We start from the raw sequence: 14,025 nt of genomic DNA, 5'->3' as shown, positions 1-14,025 counted from the left end.
ATTGCGTTGTGTGAGTGGGTGGTCGGAATTGCGTGGTTGCGTGATTGCGTGATTGCGTGATTCGGGTGGTCCGGGCGGGTGCGATGCGCACCCGGGCGTTCGTGGCGAGCCGCTATCGCTCGCGGGTCTTGAGCGACGACAGCGTCACCGCGGCGATGATGATCAATCCGGTCACCACCTGCTGGACGTACGAGTTGACGCCGAGGATGTTCAGGCCGTTGCTCATGACGCCGATGATCGCGACGCCCACCAGGGTTCCGACGATGTTCGCCGCGCCCGACCGGACGACGGTCATCCCCAGGAACACGGCGGCGACCGAGAACAGGAGATTGTCCTCGCCCTGCACCGCGCTCGCGCTGCCGAGTCGTGCCGCCAGCAGGATGCCGCCGATGGCGGCGACGAGCCCCGCCACGGTGAACGCCAGCAGTCGGGCGAGCCGCACGTTCACGCCCGAGAGCCGCGAGACCTCGGCGTTGCCACCAGTGGCGTACCACCGGCGACCGAGCGTCGTGTACCTGAGCAGCGCCCAGAGGATCAGCGAGATGGCGGTGGCGATGAACACGGGAAGGGGGATCTGCAGGAACCGCCCCTGCCCGAGGTTGTTGAACTCCTCGGGCATCTTGAACAGGGTCGTGCCGTCGGTCACGATGAAGGCGAGACCGGTCACCGAAGTCAGGGTCGCCAGGGTCGCCACGAAGGCGGACAGGTTGAGGTAGGCGACGAGCACGCCGTTCACGAGTCCGATGAGCAGCCCGACGGCGAGCCCCACGAGGATCGCCGTCGGCACGGGAATGCCGCCGAGCATCATGGACGAGGCCACTGCGCCGGCGAGGGCCGAGGTCGCCGCGAGCGACAGGTCGAAGTCGCCGACGACCATGACGATCGTCTGGGCCCCCGAGATGATCGCGAGGATGGCGACCTGGTACAGGATGTTCCGCACGTTGGTGAACCCGAGGAAGACGTCGGGGCGCATCGCGAAGAAGAAGACGATCAGGGCGACCAGGGCCAGCACCGTGCCCGACGCCAGGAGCGTCTGCCCCATCGACCGGCGAGGAATGGCCCGAACGTCGGAGGTGTCCTCCAGCCCGGGGTTACGCGTCGTGGTCATCTGATTCAGCCTTTCCGTAGCAGTACGCCAGCAGCACTTCTTCGTCCGCCTCGTCGGCGCGGACTTCGCCCGAGATCCGCCCTTCGTGCATGATGAGCACCCGGTCGCTCATGCCGATGAGCTCGGGCAGTTCGGAGCTGACGGCGATCACGGTGGTGCCGTTCGCCGCGAGCTCGCGGATCAATCGGTAGATCTCCGCCTTGGTGCCGACATCGATGCCCCGCGTCGGCTCGTCCATGAGCAGGATCTTCGGCTTCCGGGCCAGCATCTTGGCCAGCACGACCTTCTGCTGATTGCCGCCGGAGAGCTCGCCGACGGGTTGCCGCTGGCTCCGCGCCTTGATCTTCAGGTCGGCCATGCCCTTGCGGACGATGTCGGAGATGCGCGCGCCGTCGACGACCCCGAACGAACTGACGGCCGGGATGTTCGCCAGGGCGATGTTGTCGCGGATCGTCGAGCCGAGGATCACGCCCTGCGTGCGGCGTTCCTCCGGAACCAGGGCGATCCCGGCATCCAGTGCCCGGCCGACGCCCGGTGAATGCGGAAGCGTCGTGTCGCCCACCATGATCGTCCCGGCGGTGTGCTTCTGGGCTCCCGAGAGGATTCGCAGCAGCTCGCTGCGCCCGGAGCCGGCCAGGCCCCCGATGCCGAGCACCTCGCCCCGGTACGCGGTGAACGAGACGTCCTTCACGCGCCGACCGTCGAGGTCGGCCACCGTGAGGGCCACCTCCGTGGTGACCGTGTCGCGGTCGGGGTACAGCTCCCCGGCGGAGCGGCCGACCATGCTCGAGATCACCTCGTCGATGTGGGAGTCGGCGACATCCTTCGTGACGATGGTCTCGCCGTTGCGCATGACCGTGAGGCGATCGCAGAGCTCGAACACCTCCTCGAGGCGATGCGACACATAGAGGATCGCGACGCCCTCGTCGCGCAGGCCGCGGAGCACCGTGAAGAGCTCGGTGATCTCCGTGTCGGTCAGCGACGCGGTCGGCTCGTCGAGGATGAGCACGCGCGCGTCGGTGGCCAGCGCGCGCGCGAACGCGACCATGGTCTGCTGCACGGGGGACAGTTCACCCGCGAGCCTGCCCAGCGAGATCTTCTGGTGGAGGCGGTCCAGCTGCTGGCGCGCGCGGCGGCGCAGAGCCCGCCACTGCACGACGCCGCCGCGTGACGGGATCTGCTCGCCGAGCAGGATGTTCTCGGCGACGCTGATCGTCGGGACGATCGACAGTTCCTGGTACAGCGCGACGATGCCGGCGCGATTGGCCACGCGCACGTTGTGGAACTCGACCGCTTCGCCATCGCGCCAGAGGGTTCCGGCGTCCGGCGCGTAGACGCCGGTGAGCACCTTGATCAAGGTCGACTTGCCCGCGCCGTTCTCGCCGAGCAGCGCGTGGATCTCACCGGGCCGCACCGAGAGCCGCGCGCCGTTCAACGCGTGCACGCCGTCGAAGCGCTTGACGATGTCGCGCGCCTCGAGCGCGGGCACGATCGTGCCGGTCCGGTCGGTCATGACGCGCCCTCCTCGTCGAGGTCGTTGCAGCGGATGACGACCTTCGGATGCTCCCCGCTCACGTGTGCGGCGAACGCCGGCACGGCGTCCTCCAGCTCGAAGACGGCCCTCGTGAGCTCGTCGACGTCGAGGTGCGGGAGCACCTGGAGGGCCCGGGGGAACGCATACGGCGAGATGAAGACACCGGTGAGGGTCAGCTCCTTGAGGTACAGGAAGTCCGACAGGTTGAGCGGCATCGCGAAGTCGGCCGGGTACATGGCGCCGTAGACGACGGTCGCGCCCTTCGCGGCGATATCGAGCAGCCCGAGCACGGCACGGGTCGACCCGGATGCATCGATCACGACGTCGTACCCGCGCCCTCCCGTGATCTCGGCGGCGCGCGCCGCCTGGTCCTCGCCGACCGGGTCGATCGCGTGCTCGGCGCCGTGGCGCAGCGCCATCTCGCGTCGTTCGGCGATCGGTTCGATCATCGTGAGCGAGGTCGCGCCGTGCATCCGCAGCACCTGCACGGCGAGCTGCCCGATGGGGCCGCCGCCGCAGACCGCGACCCGGTCGCCGACCCTCATGTGCGTCTTGTCGGCGATGCGCACGGCGACCGAGGTCGGCTCGAGGAGGCATCCCTTCAGCAGCGAGACCTCATCGGGCAGGCGGTACACCTGCGACTCGTGCCAGGTGACCGTCTCGGCCATGCCGGGCCGGTTGTACTCCTGGATGTACTCGCAGAACTGCTGCTTCCCCTCCTGGCACGCGCGGCAGGTGCCGCAGAAGCGGAGGAAGTTGCCGGCGACGCGGTCGCCGACGCGCAGGCCGTTGCGGTTCGCGGCAGCGCCGAGCGCTTCGATCACGCCCGAGATCTCGTGACCGAGGCCGATCGGCACCTCCGTGCCGAAGTAGCCCTCGGCGAGGTGCGGGTCGGATCCGCAGATGGCGGCGTAGGCCACGCGGATGCGCACGTCCTCGGGTCCGAGCGGCTGGTCGGGGAAGTCGACCACGCCGATCCGGCCGCGAGCGCCTTCGTCGGGGTCGCGCAGGCTGCCGATCTTCGTGACGGCGACCGTTCTCATTCGTCTCTCCGTTGAGCTCGTGGTCGATGGATTCAGGGCTGGGCGGCGATGACCCGGCGGGTCGCCGCGATGGTGGCGTCGAGTCCATAGCCGTACTTGTCGCGGAGTTCCTCGTCCTCGCCGAAGCCCGCGTACACCTGCGGGATGCCGAGGCGCTCGAAGGCGTCGAGGTGGATGCCCCGGTCGGCGAGCACGTCGGCGATGCGCGTGGCGAGGCCGCCGTAGGCGAGGTGATCCTCGAGCACGACGAACCGTCCGCCGGTCTCCTCGGCGCTCTGCACGATGAGCTCCTCGTCGATGGGCTTCAGGGTGAACATGTCGACGACGCGCACCGAGCGGCCGTCCTCGGCGAGCGTGTCGGCGGCCTGGAGCGCCTGGGCGACCGTGGTCCCGTGCGTGAAGATCGTGGCATCCGTGCCCTCGCGGGCCACGATGCCCTTGCCGATGCGCACGTCGTGCTGCCCCGGCTCGTAGAGCACCATGTCCTTCTTGCCGACGGCCAGCCGGATGTAGATCGGCCCGGGCATCGACATGGACTGCCGGATGACCTCGCCCACCATGAGCGGGTCGCCGATCGAGGTGACCGTCATGTTGGTGAGCGCGCACATGAGCGCGAGGTCCTCGACCGCGTAGTGGGTGGATCCGCCGTTGCCGACGAGTCCGCCGTGGGTGCCGATGATCTTCACCGGCAGGTTGGGATAGCAGACATCCGTGCGCACCTGCTCGAGGGCCCGCATGCTGAGGAACGGCAGCATGCCCGAGACGACCGGGATGTTCCCGTCGTAGGCGAGCCCGGCGGCGATGCCGACGCAGGCTTGCTCGGCGAGGCCGACGTCGAGGAACCGGTCGGGGTAGGCGTCGCGGAACTCCACGAGCGTCGCGCCGATGTCGGGCGTGAGCACCCAGAGGTTCTTGTGCTCCGCACCGAGCTCGGCGAGCGTGGTGCCGATGACGGAGCGAGCCGAGAGCATCTCTCCGAACGTGAACGTGACCGGCATCAGACCGTCTCCTTCTTCCGGTTGGCTTCGAGCGACGCCATTGCGCGCTCGAGGTCGGCGGCGCCGAGGGAACCCGCGTGCCAGGCCAGGTTGTGCTCCATGAAGTCGACGCCCTTGCCCTTGACGGTCTCGGCGATGACGACGGTCGGACGATCGGAGTCGGATGCCGGGAGGGCATCGATGGCGGCGACGAGCTTCGCCATGTCGTGGCCGTCGGTCTCGATGACGTTCCAGCCGAACGCGCGCCACTTGTCGGGATAGGGCTCGAACACCACGCGCTCCTCGGCGAAGCTCGTCATGAGCTGGCGGTTGCGATCGATGAACGCGACGAGGTTGCCGAGCTCGTTGCTCCGAGCCGCCATCGCGGCCTCCCACACCGAGCCCTCGCCGGTCTCGCCGTCGCCCAGGAGGCACACCACACGGTGGTCCTCGCCGCGGTGCCGTGCGCCGAGGGCCATGCCCACAGCGAGGGGGAGGCCGTGTCCGAGCGAACCGGTGGACGCCTCCACGCCGGGCAGCTGCACCTTGCACGGGTGCATGCCGTAGGCGCTGCCGAGTTTGCCGTACGTCTCGACGATGCCGTCGTAGGAGAAGAACCCGCGGATCGCCATGGCGATGTACATGCAGACCGCCGCGTGCCCCTTGCTGAGCACGAACCGGTCGCGCTCGGGGTTCCGGATGTCGGACGGATCGACGTCCAGGCCGTACTGGAACAGGGCGGTGAAGATGTCGGCGGCCGACAGGTCGCCGCCGATGTGCACGGCTCCCTCGTACGTGCCGCACAGGTGCAGGAGCTTCGACCGCAGCTCGAACGCCAGGTCTTCCAGCTCCTCGACCGTGGGTCGATCCTCCTCGGACCTCAACCGCGTCGTTCGGGCCATCGCATGCCTCCTCGTTGACTCATGCACCGAGGTCGACGGCTTCGCGCCTGCGTCGTCATCGACTCTCGCTCTTCGATCGCCCCGGTCGTGGGTGGGGCGATGGAGAGTGACGTTAGCAGGATCGTCTTTACAAGTAAACAAGAATGCACATAAACTCGTTTACTGCCGCACCGGGTGCCGCCGGCATCGGTGATGGGCAACACACACAGAGAGGTGGGTGTTCGGGAATGACCGACACAACGAGTACCGAAACCGCCGTGCGCACCGGGCTGTTCATCGGAGGCGAAGCGCGGCACACCGAGGAGACGCTCACGGTCGCGGATCCGGCCAAGCCCGGCGTGATCGTCGGCGAGGCCGCGTCCGCATCGCCGCAGGACGTGTCCGATGCCGTCGCCGCAGCGAAGGCGGCCTTCCCGGCCTGGTCGGCGATGAGCGCGACCGAGCGCGCGGCGCTGATGGCCGAGGCGATCGCCGGAATCGCCGACGAACGCGACGCCGATGCGGCGATCCTGTCGCAGGAGAACGGCAAGGTCCGCTTCGAGGGCGTCATCGATGCCCTCGTCTTCGAGATCCGGTGGAATCTCGCGCTCATGCTCGCCGACGAGGTCGACACGGGCAAGACGCTCCCGGTCGTTCCCGGTCACATCCCCGTGACGACGGAGGTCTCGTACCAGCCGCTCGGCGTGGTCACCGTGATCGTGCCGTTCAACTGGCCGATCGCCATCCTCGGGGCCTCCCTGCCGCACGCCCTGCTCGCCGGCAACACCGCGATCGTGAAGTCGCCGCCCTCGGCACCGCTCGCGACGACCCGCGTCGTGCAGCGCGTGGCGGAGAAGCTGCCGCCCGGCGTGCTCAACGTCGTGACCGGCCGCGACGAGAACATGGGCGCGCTGATCCAGAACCCCGATGTCGCGAAGGTCTGCTTCACCGGCAGCGTCAACGGCGGCAAGCGCATCATGGAGATGGCGTCCAAGACGCTCACCCGGGTCACGCTCGAGCTCGGCGGCAACGACGCGGCGGTCTTCGCCGAGGACGCCGTCATCGACGACGTCCACCTCGACCGGCTCTTCGCGGCGATCTACGACACCACCGGCCAGATCTGCATGAACGCCAAGCGCGTCTTCGTGCACGAGTCGCGCATCGACGAGCTCGTCGCCGGCCTCGAGGTGCGGCTGAACCGGGTCGTCCTCGGCTACGGGCTCGACGAGGGCACCACGATGGGCCCCCTCCACCAGGCCGCCCAGAAGGCATTCGTGGAGGAGCTCATCCAGGAGGCGAAGGATGCCGGCGCCGACGTGCGCGAGTACGGCGAGCTCCCGGGCGGCGACCTCGCGGGAGGCAACTTCCTCCGGCCGGCGATCGTCGTGGACCCCGACCCGTCGCTGCGCGTCGTCACGCAAGAGCAGTTCGGACCGGTCATCCCGATCATCCCGTTCTCGACCGAGGAGGAGGCCGTGCGCCTCGCCAACGACACGTGGGGCGGCCTGTGCGGCAGCGTCTGGACGGCCGACCCCGCCACGGCAGAGCGCATCGGATCTCAGCTCGTCTGCGGCTACGTCTGGGTGAACGACCACGGCGCCACCCGGCTCGACCTGCGTGCCCCGTTCGGCGGCATGAAGCAGTCGGGATTCGGCCGCGAGCAGGGCATCGAGGGCATCCGGGCGTTCCAGGACACCCGGTCGATCGCCACCATCGATCCCGAGGCGCTCGCCGCGATGGCGCACTGACCACGGACCGACACGGGATCCGGCTCCGCTCGCGGGGCCGGATCCCTGCGTCTGGGACACTCGAATCAACGCCGCGACGACGGATGCCGCGACCGGATCGGAAGGAACGCCATGGACAGCGACACGGAGCCGCGGGCACGCCCGGCGGTGCCATCCGATGCCGTGACGGAGCCCCTGGCCGAGATCATCGACCCCGACAACTTCACGCCGCGCCTGCTCGCGCTGCTCTCGAACGCCCTGGTCTGGCGGGAGTCCCACGAGCTGCGCCGGCGCTTCGGCTTCGGCACGAACGACTGGCGCATCATCTCGGCGCTGGCGATCCGCCCGGGGTTCTCGGCGACCGAGGTGTCGGAGTTCCTGGGCCTCAACAAGGCGGTCATCTCCAAGGCCGTCACCAAGCTCGTCGAGCACGGCCTCGTGCTGCTCGTCGACGGCCCCCGCGGCTCGCGTCCGATGTACCTCACGGGAGCCGGCCGCGAGATGCACGACCAGATGCTGCCGATCTCGATGCGCGGGCAGGAGATCATCCTCGCCGACCTCTCGGCCGACGACATCGAACGCCTCAACAGCCTGCTGCGGCGCATGCTCGAGAAGACCCGAGAGCTGCAGATCCTCGAGAACGGGGTGCACGCGGCCGCGGCCACGGCCTGACACCGCCCCGCGCACCCGGATCATCGGCGACCCTTCCATCCAGTGGAACGTCTATCGAATACCTATCGACAGTCCCTATTGACATAGGTATAGTAGAGGACAAGCGCGCAACGAGGCGCCCGCTGAACCTGGAAAGGACCACGATCAGTGACCAGAACCACCCCCGCGCCCAATCGCGCGGCATCGCTCGAACTGGTGAACGACTTCTCGCTGGAGATGACCGGCAAGGACGTGCCCGGGCTCATCGAGGCGAAGGACAGCATCCCCGCAGGCACGAAGATCAACGTCACGTTCCTCGGCAATGAAGACCTCGAGATGCGCGTGTCGGCGGCCAAGGCCGTGAAGGAACTCGGGTTCGTGCCCGTTCCGCACATCTCGGCTCGCCGGCTGCAGTCGCAGGCGCAGCTCGAGGAGTTCCTCGCCGCCCTGCAGGAGGTCGGCGCGACCGAGCACGTGTTCGCGGTCGGCGGCGACCCGGCCAAGCCCGAAGGCCCCTACCCCGACTCGCTGTCGGTGATCCGCTCCGGCGTGCTGCAGCAGTACGGGGTGCGCGAGGTGTCGATCGCGGGCTACCCCGAGGGTCACCCCGACATCGACGACGACGTGCTCTGGCAGCACCTCGAGGCGAAGTCGGCGGCACTGAAGGAGGCCGGCCTCGACGCGGTCATCCTCACCCAGTTCGCGTTCGACACCGACCCGGTGATCAACTGGATCGACCAGGTGCGCGCCAAGGGCATCGACACCCAGATCCGCATCGGCACGCCGGGCCCGGCCGGAATCAAGCGGCTCCTCGCCTTCGCACGCCGGTTCGGCGTCGGGGCGAACGCGATGATCGTGAAGAAGTACGGCTTCTCGCTCACCAACCTGATGGGCACCGCCGGCCCCGACCGGTTCGTCACCGACCTCGCCGCGCTGCTCGCCGAGGACCCCGGCGCCGGCCGGGTGGGCCTGCACTTCTACACGTTCGGCGGGCTGCTCGCGACCTCGAACTGGGCGGCCGAGTACCGCGCCGCGCAGTCGTAAGGGGCGCCGCATGACGCTGCACATCCAACCCCAGCGGGACCAGGCGTGCCTGATCGTGCACGGCCCCGACCAGCCCGGCATCGTCGCGGCGGTCGCGGCGCTGGTCACCCGCAACAAGGGCAACATCATCACCCTCGACCAGTACACCGACGACCCCTCGGGCGGTGCCTTCTTCCAGCGCGTGGTGTTCCACCGCAAGGACTTCTCGGTCGCCGCGCCCGACATCGAGGCCGACCTCGAGAAGACCCTGGCGCCGCTCGGGCTGGAGTGGAAGCTCACCGACCAGTCCATCCCGAAGCGCATGGCGATCCTCGCGTCGACCTCGGATCACTGCCTCCTCGAACTGCTCTGGCGGCACCGGCGCGGTGAGCTCCCGGTGACCATCCCGATGGTGATCTCGAACCACACCAACACCGCCGAGGACGTGCGCTCGTTCGGGATCCCGTTCTTCCACATCCCGTCGCAGGGGCCCGACAAGAGCGAGGCCGAGGCCGAGATCCTGAAGCTCCTGCAGGGCAACGTCGACTTCGTGGTGCTGGCGAGGTACATGCAGATCCTCTCCGACGGGTTCCTCGAGCAGGTCGGCGTGCCGGTGATCAACATCCACCACTCGTTCCTGCCGGCCTTCATCGGTGCCGCACCGTACAAGAAGGCCAGGGAGCGCGGCGTGAAGCTGATCGGCGCGACCTCGCACTACGTGACGAAGGACCTCGACGAGGGCCCCATCATCGAGCAGGACGTCGCCCGCGTCACGCACGCGCACTCGGCGGCCGACCTCGCCAAGCGCGGCGCGTACGTCGAGCGCGCGGTGCTCTCGCGCGCCGTCGAGTGGCACGCCCAGGACCGCGTCATCCGACACGGCAACCACACCATCGTCTTCTAGACCGCGGATGCCTCAGCCCGAGGCATCCGGCGCACGAAAATCCAGATCCCAGCAAGAAAGCAAGAACAGAGAGGTTCACATCGTGGCACCCAAGAATCTGCAGGAAGTCCTCGACGCGTCGGGTAGCGCCGTCGACCTGCTCCGCAACTCCCAGATCGGCTCGTACATCTACCCGGTGGTGCCGGCCGACTTCCAGAACTGGATCAAGGAGCAGAAGGCGTGGCGTGAGACCGCCGTGCTCTACGACCAGTCGCACCACATGGACAACCTCTTCCTCAAGGGGTCCGACGCCATCAAGCTGATCGAGGCGACCGCCATCAACTCGGTCGCGAACTTCCCGGTCGACAAGGCGAAGCAGTACGTGCCCACCACCGCGTCGGGTCACGTCATCGGCGACGGCATCCTGTTCCGCGAGGCCGAGGACGAGTACGTGTACGTCGGCCGCGCACCGGCGGCCAACTGGCTGCTCTTCCACGGCGAGACCGGCGGCTACCAGAACCTCGACATCACCGTCGACCGTCGTTCGCCCTCGCGCCCCTACGGCGACGCGGTCAGCCGCAAGTACTACCGGTTCCAGATCCAGGGCCCGAACGCCTGGCAGGTCATCGAGAAGCTCAACGGCGGACCGCTCGAGCAGCTGAAGTTCTTCAACATGTCCACCATGACGATCGACGGGACCACGGTGCGCACGCTTCGTCACGGCATGGCCGGTGCGCCGGGCCTCGAGATCTGGGGTCCCTACGCCGACCACCACCGCATCCGCGACGCGATCGTCGAGGCGGGCGCCGAGTTCGGCCTCGTGCCGGTGGGTTCGCGTGCCTACCCGTCGAACACGCTCGAGTCGGGCTGGATCCCGTCGCCGCTGCCCGCCATCTACACCGGAGAGGCGGAGCGCGCCTACCGCGAGTGGCTCCCCGCCGACAGCTACGAGGCGACCGGCACGCTCGCCGGATCGTTCGTATCGGAGAACATCGAGGACTACTACCTCACCCCGTGGGAGCTCGGCTACGGCTCGTTCGTGAAGTTCGACCACGACTTCATCGGACGCGACGCGCTCGAGCAGGTCGACCCGGCGTCGCAGCGCAAGAAGGTCACCCTCGCGTGGGACGCCGAGGACCTCGGCAAGGTGTTCACGTCGCTCCTGAACGTAGACGGGCCGAACTACAAGTTCTTCGACCTGCCGCTCGCGAACTACGGTTCGGCGAACTACGACGCGGTCGTCGACGCCGACGGCACCGTCGTCGGATACTCGATGTTCACCGGGTACAGCGCCAACGAGCGCCGCGGCCTCTCGCTCGCGACGGTCGACGCGAACGTGCCGGAGGGCACCGAGCTCAAGGTCGTCTGGGGCGAGCCGAACGGCGGCACCTCGAAGGCGTCGGTGGAGCCGCACGAGCAGACCGAGATCCGCGCCGTGGTCAGCCCCGTGCCGTACTCGACGGTCGCTCGTGCCACCTACCACGGTGGATGGCGCACGGGCTACCAGGACCAGCCCGAGGCCGCCCAGGTCTAGGTTGGTACGCTGAAACCCGAGGGGGTCAGGGCTTCCGCCCTGGCCCTCTCGTCCCATTCCCCGCCCGTTCCCCGCCCTCGAGGAGTCACATGAGCCTGCGAAACGCCCTCCTGGCGCTGCTGCGCGTCGGGCCCCTCTCGGGCTACGACCTGCAGAAGCAGTTCTCGCTGTCGGTCGGGCATGTCTGGCACGCACCCGACTCGCAGATCTATCCCGAGCTCCGCAAGATGGAGGCCGCTGGCCTCATCGAGGGCGAGGAGCAGGTGCGCGGCGAGCGCGGCACCCGGCGCGTCTACCACGTGACGGATGCCGGAGACCGGTCGTTCCTCGACTGGATGGCGGCCCCGCTCGACTATTCGCGGGTGCGCGATCCTGCGCACCTCAAGGCGGCGTACCTCGAGGCGACGTCGCCCGAGGTGGCTCGCGAGGTGCTGCACGCGCACATCGCCGCATGGGAGAGCGAACTCGAGCAGTGGGAGGGCGAGCTGCGGCGCATCGACGCGGTCGACAATCCGATGCTCATCCGTCGCCTCGCTGCCGCCCCGGCCGAAGCACACGAGCGCACGATCGCGTTCAAGCGGTTCGCGTACGAGGGCCTCGTCGAGCGAGCCCGCGTCGAGATCGGCTGGGCGAAGCGCGGGCTCGACCTCGTCGACTCCCTCGCGGAGGCCGACGGCACCTGGAGCGGGGCGCGCGCCGCGACCTCCGGCTCCGAGTGACCGCGGGTTCGTCGCACGAACAGCCGTTCCCGCCGCCGAGGACGCCCAGGTCCTCAGCGACGGGAACGAGTGATTCCGACGGCGGCGAGCCTCAGACCCGAGCGCCGCGACGAGCCGCGTCGGCGAGCGTGTCGGCGTCGAGCGCGAACAGGTCGCGCGTGCCGGCCGTCGCGGCGGAGACCAGCCCGGCCGCCTGCGGCAGCAGCTGCTCGGCGTAGAAGCGGGCCAGCGGCAGCTGCGACGGGGCGATGGGGTCGTCGTCGAGGCCGCGGGCCGCGAGCGCCGACTTCGCCATCAGCCATCCGCCGAGCACGAGGCCCCAGATGCGCAGGTACGGGGTCGAGCCGGCGAGCATCGCGTTCGGGTCGGAGGCGCCGGTGCGGAGCATCCACACCGTCGTCTGCTCGAGCGTGTCGAGCTGCGCCTTCAGCTGCGCGCGGATCGACGCGAAGTCCTCGCCGGCCGCCTCGAGCTCGGCATCGAGCTCACGCATCGTGGCGATGAACTCGAGCGCCGACGCGCCGTCGCGCACCGGCAGCTTGCGGCCGACGAGGTCGGCGGCCTGGATGCCGTTGGTGCCCTCGTAGATCGCGGCGATGCGCACGTCGCGGTAGTGCTGGGCGACGCCCGTCTCCTCGATGAACCCCATGCCGCCGTGGATCTGCAGCGCGAGCGACGTGAGCTCGTTGCCGAGGTCGGTGCCGAACGCCTTGCAGATCGGGGTGAGCAGTCCCACGATCTCGTTCGCGCGGGCGCGGGTCGCGGCATCGGGGTGGTGGGTCGAGACGTCGACGTAGGCGGCGTTCATCAGCATCATGCGGCGCATCGCGGCGATATACGACTTCTGCGTCATGAGCATGCGGCGCACGTCGGGGAAGTCGATGATGGGCGAGTCCTCGGTGGCGCCGATCGCGCGACCCTGGATGCGCTCCCGCGCGTAGTCGAGCGACTGCTGGTAGGCGCGCTCGGCGACGGCGAGGCCCTGCATGCCGACCGAGAGCCGGGCGCTGTTCATCATGACGAACATGATGCGCATGCCGATGTTCTCCTCGCCGACGAGGTAGCCCGTGGCATCCTCGTACGACAGCACGCACGTGGGCGAGCCGTGGATGCCCATCTTGTGCTCCACGCCCACGGTCTTCACGCCGTTGCGCTCGCCGAGCGAGCCGTCCTCGTTCACGAGGAACTTCGGCACGATGAAGATCGAGATGCCCTTGGTGCCGGCCGGCGCGCCGGGCGTTCGGGCGAGCACGAGGTGCACGATCTGCTCGCTGAGGTCGTGGTCGCCGAACGTGATGAAGATCTTCTGGCCGGTGATGCCGTAGGTGCCGTCGGGGCGCTTCACGGCCTTGGTGGTGAGCGCGCCCACGTCGGAGCCGGCGTGCGGCTCGGTGAGGTTCATGGTGCCGGCCCACTCGCCGGTCACCATCTTGGGCAGCCAGGCCTGCTTCTGCTCGTCGGTGCCGTAGTGGAGGAGCGCCTCGATGGCGCCCTGCGTGAGCAGCGGCGCGAGCGCGAACGCCATGTTCGCGGTCGCGGCGAGCTCCTGGAGCGCGAGGCCGATGGTGCGGGGGAACCCGCCGCCGCCGTACTCCTCGGGCAGCGGCACGGAGCCCCAGCCGGCGTCGACGTACGCGGCATAGGCCTCCTTGAAGCCCGTGGCCGTGGTCACGGTGCCGTCGGGGTTCAGGCGCGAGCCCTCGACGTCGCCGGCGCGGTTCGTGGGGGCCACGACGTCGGCCATGAAGTTGCCGACCTCGTCGATGATGTCGGAGACGGTGTCGAAGTCGGCGTGCTCGAAGCCCGGCAGGCGGGCGATGTCGTCGTAGCCGACGACGTGCTTCAGCGCATAGGTCAGATCAGCAACGGGCGGACGGAATTCGCTCATGTCGGCAGCGTAACTCCGAGGCCTGTCGCCGGGGCGGCCATGTGTGCCGATTCGACG

Annotated in this window: 12 protein-coding genes; 6 read left to right on the top strand and 6 right to left on the bottom strand. The window is 68.7% G+C overall.

What is annotated here, in order from left to right; all coding sequences use genetic code 11:
* Positions 1–112 precede the first annotated feature (112 nt).
* The 5 genes from ACVFI9_RS17245 to ACVFI9_RS17225 are packed head-to-tail and all read right to left on the bottom strand — an operon-like array spanning position 113 to position 5,564.
* Entirely contained in the window at positions 113–1,108 is a 996-nt protein-coding gene (locus ACVFI9_RS17245) for an ABC transporter permease (protein ID WP_474763405.1), read from the bottom strand.
* The gene (locus tag ACVFI9_RS17240; RefSeq protein ID WP_474763404.1) at positions 1,092–2,621 is read right to left on the bottom strand and encodes a sugar ABC transporter ATP-binding protein; all 1,530 of its coding nucleotides are present in this window, start codon (positions 2,619–2,621) and stop codon (positions 1,092–1,094) included. The genes ACVFI9_RS17245 and ACVFI9_RS17240 overlap by 17 nt, the downstream gene beginning before the upstream one ends.
* Positions 2,618–3,685 (bottom strand): zinc-dependent alcohol dehydrogenase, encoded by a 1,068-nt coding sequence (locus ACVFI9_RS17235; protein WP_474763403.1) that lies wholly within the window; start codon positions 3,683–3,685, stop codon positions 2,618–2,620. Before ACVFI9_RS17235 ends, ACVFI9_RS17240 begins: the two co-directional genes overlap by 4 nt.
* A 32-nt stretch (positions 3,686–3,717) precedes the next feature.
* A complete protein-coding gene (locus tag ACVFI9_RS17230) occupies positions 3,718–4,683 on the bottom strand; it encodes a transketolase family protein (RefSeq protein ID WP_474763402.1) in 966 nt (321 codons plus the stop codon).
* On the bottom strand, positions 4,683–5,564 hold the full coding sequence (locus tag ACVFI9_RS17225) for a transketolase (RefSeq protein WP_474763401.1): 882 nt from the start codon (positions 5,562–5,564) through the stop codon (positions 4,683–4,685). The genes ACVFI9_RS17230 and ACVFI9_RS17225 overlap by 1 nt, the downstream gene beginning before the upstream one ends.
* Before the next feature lie 227 nt (positions 5,565–5,791).
* Here ACVFI9_RS17225 and ACVFI9_RS17220 point away from each other — a divergent pair, with 227 nt between their 5' ends.
* The 6 genes from ACVFI9_RS17220 (at position 5,792) to ACVFI9_RS17195 (ending at position 12,080) form a co-directional block, all read left to right on the top strand.
* Positions 5,792–7,291 carry an aldehyde dehydrogenase family protein gene (locus tag ACVFI9_RS17220; RefSeq protein ID WP_474763400.1) on the top strand — a complete coding sequence of 500 codons (1,500 nt, stop codon included), beginning with the start codon at positions 5,792–5,794 and terminating at the stop codon, positions 7,289–7,291.
* Positions 7,292–7,402: 111 nt separating this feature from the next.
* Positions 7,403–7,942 carry a MarR family winged helix-turn-helix transcriptional regulator gene (locus ACVFI9_RS17215; RefSeq protein WP_474763399.1) on the top strand — a complete coding sequence of 180 codons (540 nt, stop codon included), beginning with the start codon at positions 7,403–7,405 and terminating at the stop codon, positions 7,940–7,942.
* Positions 7,943–8,158: 216 nt separating this feature from the next.
* Complete coding sequence (locus ACVFI9_RS17210; protein WP_474766298.1) at positions 8,159–8,965, top strand: methylenetetrahydrofolate reductase; 807 nt, start codon at positions 8,159–8,161, stop codon at positions 8,963–8,965.
* A 10-nt stretch (positions 8,966–8,975) separates the two neighbouring features.
* Positions 8,976–9,848 (top strand): formyltetrahydrofolate deformylase, encoded by an 873-nt coding sequence (gene purU / locus ACVFI9_RS17205; RefSeq protein ID WP_474763398.1) that lies wholly within the window; start codon positions 8,976–8,978, stop codon positions 9,846–9,848.
* 82 nt (positions 9,849–9,930) lie between these two features.
* A complete protein-coding gene (ligM, locus tag ACVFI9_RS17200) occupies positions 9,931–11,361 on the top strand; it encodes a vanillate/3-O-methylgallate O-demethylase (RefSeq protein WP_474763397.1) in 1,431 nt (476 codons plus the stop codon).
* A gap of 89 nt (positions 11,362–11,450) precedes the next feature.
* Positions 11,451–12,080: a PadR family transcriptional regulator gene (locus ACVFI9_RS17195; protein ID WP_474763396.1), complete on the top strand. Its 630-nt coding sequence runs from the start codon at positions 11,451–11,453 to the stop codon at positions 12,078–12,080.
* Between the two features lie 91 nt (positions 12,081–12,171).
* Here ACVFI9_RS17195 and ACVFI9_RS17190 read toward each other — a convergent pair whose 3' ends face one another.
* Positions 12,172–13,968 carry an acyl-CoA dehydrogenase gene (locus tag ACVFI9_RS17190; protein WP_474763395.1) on the bottom strand — a complete coding sequence of 599 codons (1,797 nt, stop codon included), beginning with the start codon at positions 13,966–13,968 and terminating at the stop codon, positions 12,172–12,174.
* Positions 13,969–14,025 lie beyond the last annotated feature (57 nt).

The sequence above is a fragment of the Agromyces sp. NSFZ genome, from assembly GCF_056156205.1.
The sequence above is the reverse complement of the archived record's forward strand: the minus strand, read 5'-3'. Positions and strand labels throughout refer to the sequence as shown.

What these genes read in the sequence shown, in the direction of transcription:
- ACVFI9_RS17240 (WP_474763404.1), bottom strand. Translation starts at nt 2,621, where the DNA reads ATGACCGACCGGACCGGCACGATCGTGCCCGCGCTCGAGGCGCGCGAC.
- ACVFI9_RS17215 (WP_474763399.1), top strand. Translation starts at nt 7,403, where the DNA reads ATGGACAGCGACACGGAGCCGCGGGCACGCCCGGCGGTGCCATCCGAT.
- ACVFI9_RS17230 (WP_474763402.1), bottom strand. Translation starts at nt 4,683, where the DNA reads ATGCCGGTCACGTTCACGTTCGGAGAGATGCTCTCGGCTCGCTCCGTC.
- ACVFI9_RS17225 (WP_474763401.1), bottom strand. Translation starts at nt 5,564, where the DNA reads ATGGCCCGAACGACGCGGTTGAGGTCCGAGGAGGATCGACCCACGGTC.
- ACVFI9_RS17210 (WP_474766298.1), top strand. Translation starts at nt 8,159, where the DNA reads ATGACCGGCAAGGACGTGCCCGGGCTCATCGAGGCGAAGGACAGCATC.
- ACVFI9_RS17245 (WP_474763405.1), bottom strand. Translation starts at nt 1,108, where the DNA reads ATGACCACGACGCGTAACCCCGGGCTGGAGGACACCTCCGACGTTCGG.
- ACVFI9_RS17235 (WP_474763403.1), bottom strand. Translation starts at nt 3,685, where the DNA reads ATGAGAACGGTCGCCGTCACGAAGATCGGCAGCCTGCGCGACCCCGAC.
- ACVFI9_RS17190 (WP_474763395.1), bottom strand. Translation starts at nt 13,968, where the DNA reads ATGAGCGAATTCCGTCCGCCCGTTGCTGATCTGACCTATGCGCTGAAG.
- ACVFI9_RS17220 (WP_474763400.1), top strand. Translation starts at nt 5,792, where the DNA reads ATGACCGACACAACGAGTACCGAAACCGCCGTGCGCACCGGGCTGTTC.
- purU (WP_474763398.1), top strand. Translation starts at nt 8,976, where the DNA reads ATGACGCTGCACATCCAACCCCAGCGGGACCAGGCGTGCCTGATCGTG.
- ACVFI9_RS17195 (WP_474763396.1), top strand. Translation starts at nt 11,451, where the DNA reads ATGAGCCTGCGAAACGCCCTCCTGGCGCTGCTGCGCGTCGGGCCCCTC.